The organism is Tsukamurella paurometabola, assembly GCF_900631615.1.
GTDB classification, from domain to species: domain Bacteria; phylum Actinomycetota; class Actinomycetes; order Mycobacteriales; family Mycobacteriaceae; genus Tsukamurella; species Tsukamurella paurometabola_A.
On sequence record NZ_LR131273.1, the window covers coordinates 4,168,210 to 4,180,174 of the forward strand.

General features: G+C 71.5%; 13 protein-coding genes. 7 read left to right on the top strand and 6 right to left on the bottom strand.

The window, feature by feature from the left end; all coding sequences use genetic code 11:
• Nucleotides 1-8: 8 nt before the first annotated feature.
• Together ELY19_RS20785 and ELY19_RS23565 are read right to left on the bottom strand one after the other, a co-directional pair.
• Nucleotides 9-527: a CGNR zinc finger domain-containing protein gene (locus ELY19_RS20785; RefSeq protein ID WP_126198176.1), complete on the bottom strand. Its 519-nt coding sequence runs from the start codon at nucleotides 525-527 to the stop codon at nucleotides 9-11.
• A gap of 7 nt (nucleotides 528-534) precedes the next feature.
• Complete coding sequence (locus ELY19_RS23565) at nucleotides 535-708, bottom strand: hypothetical protein (RefSeq protein ID WP_164711667.1); 174 nt, start codon at nucleotides 706-708, stop codon at nucleotides 535-537.
• A gap of 140 nt (nucleotides 709-848) precedes the next feature.
• Here ELY19_RS23565 and ELY19_RS23570 point away from each other — a divergent pair, with 140 nt between their 5' ends.
• The 3 genes from ELY19_RS23570 to ELY19_RS20795 are packed head-to-tail and all read left to right on the top strand — an operon-like array spanning nucleotide 849 to nucleotide 3,533.
• Nucleotides 849-992, top strand: coding sequence for a hypothetical protein (locus ELY19_RS23570; protein WP_164711469.1), 144 nt, complete (start codon nucleotides 849-851; stop codon nucleotides 990-992).
• Nucleotides 979-3,228, top strand: coding sequence for a heavy metal translocating P-type ATPase (locus tag ELY19_RS20790; protein WP_126198177.1), 2,250 nt, complete (start codon nucleotides 979-981; stop codon nucleotides 3,226-3,228). The genes ELY19_RS23570 and ELY19_RS20790 overlap by 14 nt, the downstream gene beginning before the upstream one ends.
• Nucleotides 3,225-3,533: a metal-sensitive transcriptional regulator gene (locus tag ELY19_RS20795; RefSeq protein WP_126198178.1), complete on the top strand. Its 309-nt coding sequence runs from the start codon at nucleotides 3,225-3,227 to the stop codon at nucleotides 3,531-3,533. The genes ELY19_RS20790 and ELY19_RS20795 overlap by 4 nt, the downstream gene beginning before the upstream one ends.
• A gap of 184 nt (nucleotides 3,534-3,717) precedes the next feature.
• Here the strand turns inward: ELY19_RS20795 and zapE are convergent, their stop codons facing one another.
• The gene (gene zapE, locus ELY19_RS20800; protein WP_126198179.1) at nucleotides 3,718-4,743 is read right to left on the bottom strand and encodes a cell division protein ZapE; all 1,026 of its coding nucleotides are present in this window, start codon (nucleotides 4,741-4,743) and stop codon (nucleotides 3,718-3,720) included.
• Between the two features lie 59 nt (nucleotides 4,744-4,802).
• Here zapE and ELY19_RS20805 point away from each other — a divergent pair, with 59 nt between their 5' ends.
• From ELY19_RS20805 to msrB, 4 genes are all read left to right on the top strand, one after another.
• Nucleotides 4,803-5,414 carry a dihydrofolate reductase family protein gene (locus ELY19_RS20805; RefSeq protein ID WP_227966998.1) on the top strand — a complete coding sequence of 204 codons (612 nt, stop codon included), beginning with the start codon at nucleotides 4,803-4,805 and terminating at the stop codon, nucleotides 5,412-5,414.
• Between the two features lie 36 nt (nucleotides 5,415-5,450).
• Nucleotides 5,451-7,001 (top strand): alpha/beta fold hydrolase, encoded by a 1,551-nt coding sequence (locus tag ELY19_RS20810; protein WP_126198180.1) that lies wholly within the window; start codon nucleotides 5,451-5,453, stop codon nucleotides 6,999-7,001.
• 73 nt (nucleotides 7,002-7,074) lie between these two features.
• Nucleotides 7,075-8,310 (top strand): glycosyltransferase family 87 protein, encoded by a 1,236-nt coding sequence (locus tag ELY19_RS20815; RefSeq protein ID WP_126198967.1) that lies wholly within the window; start codon nucleotides 7,075-7,077, stop codon nucleotides 8,308-8,310.
• Between the two features lie 9 nt (nucleotides 8,311-8,319).
• Nucleotides 8,320-8,748: a peptide-methionine (R)-S-oxide reductase MsrB gene (msrB, locus tag ELY19_RS20820; RefSeq protein WP_126198181.1), complete on the top strand. Its 429-nt coding sequence runs from the start codon at nucleotides 8,320-8,322 to the stop codon at nucleotides 8,746-8,748.
• Between the two features lie 125 nt (nucleotides 8,749-8,873).
• Here the strand turns inward: msrB and hemQ are convergent, their stop codons facing one another.
• The 3 genes from hemQ to hemE are packed head-to-tail and all read right to left on the bottom strand — an operon-like array spanning nucleotide 8,874 to nucleotide 11,944.
• Nucleotides 8,874-9,575 carry a hydrogen peroxide-dependent heme synthase gene (gene hemQ / locus ELY19_RS20825; RefSeq protein ID WP_126198182.1) on the bottom strand — a complete coding sequence of 234 codons (702 nt, stop codon included), beginning with the start codon at nucleotides 9,573-9,575 and terminating at the stop codon, nucleotides 8,874-8,876.
• Nucleotides 9,576-9,608: 33 nt separating this feature from the next.
• Entirely contained in the window at nucleotides 9,609-10,874 is a 1,266-nt protein-coding gene (locus ELY19_RS20830) for an FAD-dependent oxidoreductase (protein ID WP_126198183.1), read from the bottom strand.
• The gene (gene hemE, locus ELY19_RS20835; RefSeq protein WP_126198184.1) at nucleotides 10,871-11,944 is read right to left on the bottom strand and encodes a uroporphyrinogen decarboxylase; all 1,074 of its coding nucleotides are present in this window, start codon (nucleotides 11,942-11,944) and stop codon (nucleotides 10,871-10,873) included. Before hemE ends, ELY19_RS20830 begins: the two co-directional genes overlap by 4 nt.
• Nucleotides 11,945-11,965 lie beyond the last annotated feature (21 nt).

Genomic DNA, 11,965 nt, shown 5'->3' on the forward strand with positions numbered 1-11,965 from the left:
GCCGGAGGTCAGGCGCGACGGTGCCGGCGCACCGCGTCGGTGTTCGCGCACCGCGGCGAGCAATAGGATTGCCGACCGCCGCGGCTGGTGTCCGCGAAGACCTTCGGGCAGCCCTCGCGGGCGCAGGCGCCCAGTCGCGCGCCTTCCGCCTCCGTGGTGAAGACGGCGAGGCCGCCCGCGGTGACGGCCTTCACGCGGCTCAGGAGCGACTCGGTCTCCGGGGTGAAGTGCAGGTGGGGCCGCCAATCGTCGTGGGCGGTGAGGTAGATCCCTGCGGTTCCCTCCGCGAGGAGCCGGTTCACCGCGTCGCACCGGTCGGCGACGGTCGCGGTGAGGAAGGGGGCCCGCAGTAGCCCGGCCCAGTCCCCCAGTCCGTGCACCGCCTGCTCATCCAGCACGACCCGCCGGATCTCGTGCGCGCGCAGCACCGCGGCGAGCCGTTCCTCGGTCCAGTCGCCGTCGGCCCGGAGGTTCACCAGATCGACGGCGAGCCGCACCCCGGTCATGTTGTCGTGGTCGAACTGCACTGGTCGATCATCCCGCCTGCGCGGCGACCGCGGGCTCCGACACGGGCACCTCGACGGTGCGGCCGACCAGCTTGATCCGCCGCGCGCCGCAGGCGCAGCGCTGGTAGACGACGACCCCCTCGCTGGTCGGATGGTGCGATTCGGTCTCCCAGGAATGGATCCGCTTCTCGGTCTCGTTCATGCGAATCAGCGTGCGACCGGCTCATTCGACGTTTCAACCGTTACATCGCCCCGGCCCGCGCCACCGACCCCTCCTACCCCAGGGGGGTATAGTAGGATGCGCTGGTGCGAAAGGCGGGTGAGGCGGTGAATCCCCTGGTGATGATAGGCGCATTCGCGGCCGGCCTGGTGGTCGTCTTCGCCGCTGCGTTCGCCGTGGGCACCGCCGTCGGGCCGTCATCCGGCGATCCCGGGCCGCGAGCCGGCGCACCGTCGACCGCGGAGGGAGGCCATGGTGGCCACTGACACCCGCCCGTCCGGGACCGTACTCGACCTGGCGATCGAGGGCATGACCTGCGCCTCGTGCGCGAACCGGATCGAGCGCAAACTCAACAAGCTCGACGGCGTGAACGCCACCGTCAACTTCGCCACCGAGAAGGCGCACGTCACCGCCCCGGCGGGCACCGACGCCACGGTACTCATCGACACGATCGAGCAGGCCGGATACGCCGCCCACCTGCCCGCGCCGGCGCACGACGAGCCCGCCGGACGGACCCACGAGCCCGCGGATGCGCTGCGCCGACGCCTGCTGGTCAGCGCGGCGCTCACCGTGCCGGTGATCGCCCTGGCGATGATCCCCGCGCTGCAGTTCGACTACTGGCAATGGCTCTCGCTGACACTCGCCTCGCCCGTGGTCGTGTGGGGCGCGCTCCCCTTCCACCGGGCCGCCTGGACCAACCTGCGGCACGGCGCGGCCACGATGGACACGCTCGTGTCGATCGGGGTGCTGGCCGCGTACGGCTGGTCGCTCTACGCCCTGTTCTGGGGCACGGCCGGCACCACCGGCATGAGGCATCCCTTCACCTTCACCATCGAGCGGATGGACGGCACCGCCACCATCTACCTGGACGCCGCCGCCGGCGTCACCACGTTCCTCCTGGCCGGGCGCTACTTCGAGTCGAGGAGCAAGCGACGGGCCGGCGCAGCGCTGCACGCCCTGCTCGAGCTCGGAGCCAAGGACGCGACGGTGCTCCGCGGCGGTGTCGAGACCCTCGTGCCGATCGCCGATCTCACCGTCGGCGACGAGTTCGTCGTCCGGCCGGGCGAGAAGATCGCGACCGACGGTGTGGTCGTCTCCGGGCAATCCGCCGTCGACGCCTCGATGCTCACCGGCGAAGCGGTCCCGGTCGAGGTGCGCGCCGGCGATCACGTCGCGGGCGCGACCGTGAACGCCGGCGGCCGGCTGGTGGTGCGGGCCATGCGGGTAGGCGCCGACACCCAGCTCGCCCGGATGAGCCGCCTCGTCGAGGACGCACAGGCCGGAAAGGCCAAGGCGCAGCGCCTCGCCGACCGGATCTCGGGGGTGTTCGTTCCGATCGTGATCGCGATCTCGGTCGGCTCCCTCGGCTTCTGGCTCGGCGCCGGGCAGCCGGCGTCGATGGCGCTCACCGCAGCGGTGTCCGTCCTCATCATCGCCTGCCCGTGCGCCCTCGGGCTCGCCACGCCGACGGCCCTGCTGGTCGGCACCGGCCGCGGCGCCCAGCTGGGCATCCTCATCAAGGGGCCCGAGGCGCTCGAGCACACGCGAGGCGTCGATACGGTCGTCCTCGACAAGACCGGCACCGTGACCACCGGCGCCATGAGCCTGCACGCGGTGCACACCGCCGCCGGTGAGACGGCCGACGACGTGCTGGCCGTCGCGGCCGCGCTCGAGGCCGCGTCGGAGCATCCGATCGCCCGCGCCGTGGCGCGAGCGCCCCACGGCCCCCTGGAGGCCGTCGAGGACTTCATCGCCCTGCCCGGGCTCGGCGTCCGGGGCACCGTCGGTGCGCGCACCGTCACCGTCGGACGTCCGCGCCTGCTCGACGACGCCGGGATGCCCGTGCCCCTCGACCTGCGCGCGGCGTTCGACGAGGCCGAGCGCCGCGGCCAGACAGCCATCGCCGTCGGATGGGACGGATCCGCCCGGGGCGTGCTCGTCGTCGCCGACGAGGTCAAGCCCACGTCGCGGGAGGCCGTCAATCGACTGCGCGGCATGGGACTGCACCCGATCATGCTCACCGGAGACAACGAGCCCGCGGCACGCTTCATCGCGGCGCAGGTCGGCGTCGACGACGTGATCGCGGGCGTCCTGCCCGAGCAGAAGGTCGAGGCGATCCGTCGACTCCGCACCGACGGTCGCTCCGTGGCCATGGTCGGCGACGGCATCAACGACGCCGCGGCGCTGGCGGCGGCGGACCTGGGCATCGCGATGGGCACCGGCACCGACGCCGCGATCGAGGCGGCCGACCTCACTCTCGTCGGCGGCGACCTGAACTCCGTCGTCGACGCGATCCGGCTGTCGCGCCGCACCCTGGCCACGATCAAGGGCAATCTGTTCTGGGCCTTCGCCTACAACGTCGCGGCGCTCCCCCTGGCCGCGGCCGGGCTGCTCAACCCCATGCTCGCCGGCGCCGCCATGGCGCTGTCCTCCGTCTTCGTGGTCAGCAACAGCCTTCGACTACGGAGTTTCCGACCCCAGAAGGGATACTGGTCCCCATGACGACCGACGCGGGCCACGCGCACCACCACGGCTACATGTCCGATAAGGACGAGTACCTCAAGCGGCTGCGCCGCATCGAGGGCCAGGCCCGGGGCCTGCAGCGGATGGTCGAGGAGGAGAAGTACTGCATCGACATCCTGACGCAGGTCTCCGCCATGACCAAGGCGTTGCAGGCTGTCGGGCTGGGCCTGCTCGAGGACCACATGAGCCACTGCGTCGTGGACGCCGCCCGCTCGGGCGACGAGGCCGAGACCGCGGCCAAGATCAAGGAGGCGTCCGACGCGATCGCCCGGTTCACCCGCTGAACCGCCCCGATACGTGCGGCGTCGCGTTCCGGAGACCGGAATGCGCGAACCGTCTTCCCCGGAGTAACGCGTTCCCGTACAGTGACAACTGTCAGTGAAGTGAGACGCGTCTCACACTCCGGCACCCTCACCCATGCACCCGCCCGGCCCACACATCACCGGGCGGGTGTTGGTGTGTTCGGGGCTATGTCGCGTCGGCGGACGCGAACCGCGACAGGGCGAGCAGGCGCGACGTGGCGCGCAGGTACTTCTTGCGGTACCCGCCGGCGAGCATCTCCGGCGTGAAGATCTCGTCGAGCTTGGCGCCCGAGACGAGCACGGGGATCCCGGCGTCGTAGAGCCGGTCCGCGAGCACGACGATGCGCAGCGCGACGGTCTGGTTCTCGGCCGGATGCACGCCCCGGATGCAGACCTTGGAAATGCCCTCGACCAGTTGCTTGTACCGCGACGGGTGCAGCTTCGACAGGTGCTCGGACAGCGCGTCGAAGTCGTCGAGGGTCGCCGTCGGGTCGGCCTCGGCGATCGCGACCAGCTCCTCGTCCGTGAGGGGGTCCGGAGCCGGCGGCAGGTCGCGGTGGCGGTAGTCGGGACCGTCGACACGGACCGACTGGAAGACCGAGCTGAGCTTGTTGATCTCGCGGAGGAAGTCCTGCGCGGCGAACCGGCCCTCGCCCAGCTGGCCGGGCAGCGTGTTCGACGTCGCAACGATGGACACGCCGCGGGCAGCCAGCTCCGTAAGCAGGCGCGACATCACCATCGTGTCGCCCGGATCGTCCAACTCGAACTCGTCGATGCAGATCACGCTGTGGTTCGCCAGGTACTCGACGCACTGGTTGAAGCCGAGGGCGCCGACGAGGTGGGTGTACTCGACGAAGGTGCCGAAGGACTTCGGCGACGGGACGCTGTGGAAGATCGACGCCAGGAGGTGGGTCTTTCCCACACCGAAGCCGCCGTCGAGGTAGAGGCCCACGCCGTGCGGCGGGGTGCTCTTGCGGCCGAACAGGCCCTTCTTGGTCCGCTGCTTGGTGAGCTTGACGACGTCGGCGACGAAGGCGCGGCCCGTCTGGACCGCGGCGGCCTGGGTGGGCTCGTTCGGGTCGGGGATGTAGCTGTCGAAGCTGACCTCGCTGAACATCTCCGGCGGAACGAGCTGCTCCACCATCTGCTCGGGCGTCACCGTCGGGTTGCGGTCCACGAGATGCAGCGTCATGAGTCGTGATCATATCCGCTGGTCGTCGCGGTCGAGAAATCCCGCGCTACGGTCGTGACGTGATCGAGCAGCTCCCGGCGGACGATGCCGCCCTCGCCCGCGCCTACGCCCACCCCGTGGTCGACGGGCGCCCGTACGTGCGCGCGAACATGATCAGCTCCCTCGACGGATCGTCGACCGCGGCGGGCAGGTCCGGCGGCCTGGGCGGGGACGGCGACCGGCGAGTGTTCCGGGCCCTGCGCGCCGGGGCCGACGTGGTACTCGTCGGAGCGGCGACGGTGCGCGACGAGGACTACGGCACGCCCGAGCGCCCCGCTCTGGCGATCGTGACCCGCGGCGGCGTCCCCCGCACCGCCCGTCTCTATCCGCCGAGCGGGGCCGAGCCGCTCGTCTACTCGGGGCACGGCGAATCCGTGGACCTGCACGAAGTGCTCGACGACCTCTACGCGCGCGGGCACCGCCGGGTGCTCGCCGAGGGCGGCCCCGGTGTCCTCGGCGCGCTGCTCGCGGCGGGCCTCGTCGACGAGCTGTGCCTGACCGTCGCACCGGTGCTCGCCGGCGGCGACGGCAAGCGGATCGTCACCGGCCCCGACCTGCCGCTCGACCGGTGGCGGCGCCGCATGGTGCTGGGCGACGACGAGGGCTACCTCTACACCCGCTGGGCACGCTGACGGCTCTGGCGCGGTGATCTGGTTACTGTGAACGGCATGCCCCACGCGCGCACCCGAGCCCTCGCCGCCGCCGGGATCGTGGTCGGTGCCGTCGTCGCCGTCGCCGCCTGCGCGCCGGCCCCGGCGCCCACCCCCGATTACGTCACCGACTTCGGGAAGGGCGGTGGAGCACCGTCCTCCGCGGACACCGCACCGAAGGGACCCGAGTGGAAGGCCTCCGCCAAGGACCCGCTCGCCTGGGAGGACTGCACGAGCCGGGTCGCGGACCGGTACGGCACTCCGCCGGCCGGGAACGCCACCCTGCAGTGCGCCACGCTCACGGTCGGGGTCGGGCAGAGCGATGCCTTCCTCAAGCTCTCGGTGACCAGGGCGCGGGTGCCCGGCACGCCCGACACGGCCGCACCGCTCGTCCTGGTGGGCGGGACCGAGTTCACCGGCCAGCGCGCGCTCGCCACGCTCGCGGCCACCGACAGCCCCGTACTCGCGAACCGGCCGGTTGTCGCCGTCGAGCGCCGCGGCATCGGCTCGTCGGGCGCGCTCACCTGCCGTACTCCGGACGAGCAGTCGCTGCTGCGCAGCGGCGGCAGCCCGGGCCAGAGCCTCGAGAGCCGCGTCGCGAAGGTCGGCGAAGCCGCGCAGAAGGCCGCGACCACCTGCGGCGATGCCTATGCCGACGCGGTCTCCGACTTCACCGCTACCGCCGCGGCCGACGACCTCGAGAAGTTGCGCACCACGTGGGACGTGCCCGCGTTGGGCCTCCTCGCCGTCGGGGACGGTTCGACGACCGCCCTGGCGTACGCCGCGGAACACCCGAAGCAGGTCGCGCGGCTCGTCCTCGACTCCCCCGTCCGCTACGGCGGGACCGAGCTGCAGCGTGCCGAGGACGCGGCGCGGGGCACCTCCGCCACCGTCGACGCGTTCGCCGCGCAGTGCGGTCCCACCTGCCCTCTCGGCGCCGATCCCGCAGCGGCGGTGCGCTCGATCATCGACGCCGCCGGCGCGGGCCGGCTGGGCGGGTTCACGGACTCCGACGTCCGACGGGCCGTGGTCGTCACCCTGGGCATCGGCCCGGGCGACCGGGACGCCCGTATCTCTCGCCTCGCGAGCGCGCTGGCGGGAGCCCGGTCCGGGGACCCGAGCCCGCTCCGCGCGCTGCTCCGCACGGCCGACGAGGCCCTCGGCACCGACGGGCAGTTCATCGGCCGGTGTTCGGACGCCGTGACCAAGGCCTCGCCCGATCAGATCCTCGCGTCCGCCCGTGCGTGGGGGCCGCAGTACCGGCTCGGGGCGGCCACCGCACTCGACCTCGGCACGTGTTCGGCGTGGCCCACGATGGCTGCGCCGCCGAAGCTCACCGACCTCGGCGTGAAGTCGGTGGTCGCCACGTCCGCCGCCGATCCGTTCACCGCACGCACCGCCCTCGACACCCTGACCGGTCAGCTCACGGTGGTCGGGGCGCAGCCCTCGGCCGTCACCTGGGCGGGGATCGGCGACGGTGCCGTCGTCCGCTCGTCGTGCGTGCAGAAGTCGCTGCTCGGGTACCTGGACAAGCTCGACGCCCCGTCGACCCGGGCCTGCCCCGCGTGAGCCGGGCGGGCCTCGCCTCACCGACGATGCCGTTGGGTACGGTTTAGCCGTGTCGTCAGTAGCCCTCGCGCGGATGAAGTCCGATCCCGGTCTCGTGGTCAAGGCCATCCTGTGGCCGCTCGCCCTGCTCACACTGCTGCAGCGGCTGATCATCCTGGTCCCCAACGGGAACAAGACCGACGATTTCACCACGGTGTACGCGGCGGCGGTGCGGTTCCTGCGGCACCAGCCGGTGTACACCGAGAACTACGACACCGTTGATCCGCACTACCTGTACCCGCCGTCGGGCACCCTGCTCATGGCGCCGTTCGGCTATTTCGACCCGGAGACGGCGCGATACATCTTCGTCGGGCTGAGCGCCGTCGCGCTGCTGCTCGCCCTCTACATCCTGCTCCGGATGTTCGGCTACGGCCTGAACTCCGTGGTCGCGCCCGTGGTGCTGTTCTTCGCGGTGACGACCGAGGCGGTCACCAGCACGCTCGTCTACACGAACTTCAACTGCTTCGTGCTGCTGGCCGAAGTGACCGCGATGGCGCTGTTGCTCAAGCGGAAGGACCTGTGGGCCGGCGTCCCCCTCGGCCTGTCCTTCGCGGTCAAACCGCTCCTCGCGGTAATGCTGTTGCTGATCGTCGTGAACCGGCAGTGGAAGGCGCTGATCTCCGCCGTCGGCATCCCCGTCGTGCTCATGGGAGCAGGCATGCTCCTCTCCGCGGACCGCATGGAGTTCTTCCACAAGACACTCCCGTACCTCAGCGGTGCGCGTGACTACTACAACAGCTCTATCGCCGGGAACGGCCAATACTTCGGCCTGCCGCCATGGCTGGACTACTTCCTCCGCGCCGCCGTGGTCGTCATGGCCGCGGTCACGCTGTGGTTGCTCTGGAAGTTCTACCGTCGGAGCAACGAGCTGCTGTGGCTCGCGACCTCGACCGGCACCCTCCTGACGGCGTCGTGGCTCGTCGGCTCGTTGGGCCAGGGGTACTACTCGATGCTCCTGTTCCCCATGCTGATGACGGTGGTCTACCGCAGTTCGGTGATGGGCAACTGGGTGTCCTGGGTCGCGGTGTACGGGTTCCTGAGTTACGACAACTGGCTCTCCGGCAAGTGGCCCGCGTTCGGGCGGTCGCTGGCGTACCTCAAATGCACCCTCGGCTGGTCACTGCTCATCGTCGTGCCGTTCTGCGTACTGCTCTTCCGGTACCTCGACGCGAAGGCCGAGAACCGACTCGACGACGGCATCGACCGTCCGCTCGCGCCGGAGGAGGAGCCCGGCAAGCACGAGCTGGCACCAACCGCCGCGCGCGGTTAGCGTGGAGCCATGAGTGAGGCCAGTTCTCCCAAGCCCAAACTGCAGCTGAGCGATTCGGAGTGGCGGCAACGCCTCACCGCGCCCGAGTTCCGCGTCCTGCGGCAGGCGGGCACCGAGGCGCCGTTCACCGGCGAGTACACCGACACCACGACGGCGGGCGTCTACCGCTGCCGCGCCTGCGGCGAAGAACTGTTCCGCTCGGACACGAAGTTCGAATCGCACTGCGGCTGGCCGTCGTTCTTCTCGCCGCTCGCGGGCGACAAGATCATCGAGCGGGTCGACACCTCGCTCGGCATGCGCCGTGTCGAGGTGCTGTGCGCCAACTGCGGCAGCCACCTCGGCCACGTCTTCGAGGGTGAGGGTTACGACACCCCCACCGACCTCCGCTACTGCATCAACAGCATCTCCATGCGCCTGGAACCCGACGACGCTTCCTGAGCTGTCCGCGCGGCGGTGGTGGGGCGGCCCCCGCGAACGATTCTGCAGTGTGCGAGCCGTTAGGCGAGCGCGCGAAGCCTAGTGAGCGGGGGCCGCCCCACCACCGCCCACCGGCTACGGAAGCACTACGGAAGAGCCGTGACGAGCTCGCGCACCCCCACGCGCGGCCCGGAGAAGAACGGCGTCTCCTCGCGGGTGTGCCGACGGGCGTCGGTGGCGCGCAGATCGCGCATGAGGTCGACGATGCGGTGCATCTCCGGGGCCTCGAACGCGAGCAGCCACTCGTAGTCGCCGAGCGCGAACGCGGGCACGGTGTTCGCGCGGACGTCGGGGTAGCCGCGGGCGGCACGGCCGTGGTCGGCGAGCATCTTGCGGCGCTCCTCGTCCGGCAGGAGATACCACTCGAGGCTCCGCACGAAGGGGTAGACGCAGATGTACGCGCCCGGGTCCTCCCCCGCCAGGAAGGCGGGGATGTGGCTCTTGTTGAACTCCGCGGGGCGGTGCAGCGCGGAGTTCGACCAGACGGGCCGGCTCGCGCGGCCCAGACTCGTGCTGCGCCGGAAGTCGTTGTACGCGGCCTGCAGGTCCTCGAGCTTCTCGGCGTGCCACCAGATCATGTAGTCGGCGTCGGCCCGCATGCCCGCGACGTTGTAGACGCCGCGAACCACCAGGTCACCCTCCTGGATCTTCGCGAGGAACGCCTCGGCCTCGGTGGCCGCGGCGTTCCGCTGCTCATCGTCGCCCAGCTCGCCCGGCGTGATCGCGAACACCGAGAACATGAGGTAGCGGACCGTCGAATTGAGCTCTGCGTAATCCAGTTTGGCCATAGCACCGATCCTAGTCCCGCGCGCGGGACCGGCTCAGGACAGGTCGGCGAGCACGCGCTGCGCCGCGGCCTCCGCCCGGGCGATGCACGCCGGCACGCCGACACCGTCGAAGTACGCGCCCGCGAGAGCCAGGCCCTTCGGGGTGGCCGCCTCGATCGCCGCGAGGGTGTCGCGGTGGCCCGGCAGGTAGACGGGAATGCCCTCGTACCAGCGCTGCACGTGCGCGGCGGTCGGCTCGACCGTGATTCCGAGGACGTTCGCCAGGTCCTCCCGGGCGGCCGACACCAGCCCCGCGTCGACGTCGTCGACGATCCGGCTGACACCGAGGCGGCCGAAGGACAGACGCACCGTGCCGTCGGGAAGGTGGTCCCACTTGCGGCCGGAGAGCGTGAGCGCCTTGGCGCTGACCTGCTCGCGGCTCGCCACGAGCACCCCGGACAGGTCGGGCAGCTCGGTGCCCTCGGGGAGCCGCAAGGTCACCAGCGCCGAGCTGGCCGCCGGGATCGTGCCCACTGCGGCACCGAGCTCGGGGAGGCTCAGGCCGACGAGGCGGCCCACCTGAGGTGCAGGCACCGCGAGCACCACGGCGTCGAACATCGAGCCGCGCAGGCTCCATCCCGGGCGCACCTCGGGCACGGGCGCGCCGAGCATGATCCGGTCGCCGAGCTTCTCGGTGAGCGCGTCGAGCAGCTGCTGGTAGCCGCCGCGGAAAGCGCCGAAGACGGGACTCTCGTCCGGCTCGCCGAGCACGTCCCGGACGGCCTCGCCGAGCGACGAGGCGCCCGCGTCGAGGCGAGCGGCCAGGGCGGGCAGCGCGGCACGCACGGAGACGTCGTCCGCGTGCGCGGCGAAGACGCCCGCGACCATCGGGTCGACGCTCCGCTCGACGACCTCGTCACCGAGGCGCGAGCGGACGAGCGCACCGATCGACGCATCGGCACCCGGGCTCCAGCGCAGCGGAATCCGCACCTCGTCGGCGTCGCCCGGGACGCCCATGACGGTCCGGCCGAAGCCGCCGCGCAGGGCACCGTCGGCGAACAGGGCGGGACGGCGCCCCGCCGGCTCGACGAGCTGATCGGCGAGCCCGAGCTCGGTCGCGAGGTCGATCACCTCGGGACGGCGGCGCACGAAGGCCTCGGCGCCGACGTCGAGGCGATCCCCGCCGATGGTCTCGGACCGGAGCTTGCCGCCCACCCGATTGCCGGACTCGAACACGGTGACGCGTGCGCCCGCCTGCTGCAGGCGCAGCGCGGCGACCAGACCCGAGATGCCCGCCCCTACGACGGCGACGTTGCTCATAGCGCGTGCACCAGGTCGACGACGCGGGTCAGCGCGTCGGGGTCGGTCGAGGGCAGCACTCCGTGACCGAGGTTGAAGACGTGCCCGGACGCGCCCGCGGCGACGGCCGCATCGCCCTCCGCGACGACGCGCCGCACCTGCGTCTCGACGGTGCCGCGGTCGGCCATGAGCGTCGCCGGATCCAGGTTGCCCTGCAGCGCCTTCCCCGCGCCGACGCGGCCGGCGGCCACGTCGAGGGGTACCCGCCAGTCGACGCCCACCACGTCGGCACCGGCCTCGCCCATGGCGCCGAGCAGCTCACCGGTGCCCACCCCGAAGTGGAAGGCGGGCAGCGCCGGGGCGCTCTCGCGCAGCGCGGCGAAGACCCGCGCGGAGTGCGGTTGGACGTACTGCCGGTAGTCCGCGAGGGACAGCGCACCGGCCCAGGAGTCGAACAGTTGGAAGGCCTGCGCGCCGGCGTCGGCCTGCACGCGCAGGAAGGTGATCGCGATGTCGGCGAGCGCGTCGAGGAGCGTGTGCCAGGTGTCGGGCTGGGTGTACATCAGCGCCTTGGTGCGCTCGTGGTTACGGCTCGGCCCGCCCTCCACGAGGTAGGACGCGAGGGTGAACGGCGCGCCGGAGAAGCCGATCAGTGCGACGCCCGAGGGCAGCTCGCGACGCAGCATGCGCACCGCCTCGGCGATCGGCTCCACCTGCGCGGCGTCGAGTGCGGGGAGGGCGGCGACCGCCGCGGCGTCCCGGATCGGCTGCTCGACGACGGGGCCGATACCGCTCACGATGTCCAGGTCGATCCCGGCGGCCTTGAGGGGAACCACGATGTCGGAGAACAGGATCGCCGCATCGGTGTGGTGCCTGCGCACCGGCTGCAGGGTGATCTCGCACACCAGGTCGGGACGGAAGCACGACTGCAGCATGCCGATCCCCTCGCGCGCCTTGCGGTACTCGGGCAGCGACCGCCCGGCCTGCCGCATGAACCACACGGGGCGGCGTTCCGGCGTGCGCCCCGCCACCGCATCGAGCAGCGGGTACCCCGTCGCCGCGGCCGTCGTCGATCGATCCTCGTTACTCATCGACACAGATCATGTCATGAC

Bases quoted from the DNA above. Each gene is read 5' to 3' on its own strand.
- ELY19_RS23565 (WP_164711667.1), bottom strand. From the start codon at position 708: ATGAACGAGACCGAGAAGCGGATCCATTCCTGGGAGACCGAATCGCAC.
- ELY19_RS23570 (WP_164711469.1), top strand. From the start codon at position 849: ATGATAGGCGCATTCGCGGCCGGCCTGGTGGTCGTCTTCGCCGCTGCG.
- ELY19_RS20790 (WP_126198177.1), top strand. From the start codon at position 979: ATGGTGGCCACTGACACCCGCCCGTCCGGGACCGTACTCGACCTGGCG.
- ELY19_RS20795 (WP_126198178.1), top strand. From the start codon at position 3,225: ATGACGACCGACGCGGGCCACGCGCACCACCACGGCTACATGTCCGAT.
- zapE (WP_126198179.1), bottom strand. From the start codon at position 4,743: ATGACGCTGCATCTCGTGGACCGCAACCCGACGGTGACGCCCGAGCAG.
- ELY19_RS20810 (WP_126198180.1), top strand. From the start codon at position 5,451: ATGCCCCACGCGCGCACCCGAGCCCTCGCCGCCGCCGGGATCGTGGTC.
- ELY19_RS20815 (WP_126198967.1), top strand. From the start codon at position 7,075: ATGAAGTCCGATCCCGGTCTCGTGGTCAAGGCCATCCTGTGGCCGCTC.
- msrB (WP_126198181.1), top strand. From the start codon at position 8,320: ATGAGTGAGGCCAGTTCTCCCAAGCCCAAACTGCAGCTGAGCGATTCG.
- hemQ (WP_126198182.1), bottom strand. From the start codon at position 9,575: ATGGCCAAACTGGATTACGCAGAGCTCAATTCGACGGTCCGCTACCTC.
- ELY19_RS20830 (WP_126198183.1), bottom strand. From the start codon at position 10,874: ATGAGCAACGTCGCCGTCGTAGGGGCGGGCATCTCGGGTCTGGTCGCC.
- hemE (WP_126198184.1), bottom strand. From the start codon at position 11,944: ATGAGTAACGAGGATCGATCGACGACGGCCGCGGCGACGGGGTACCCG.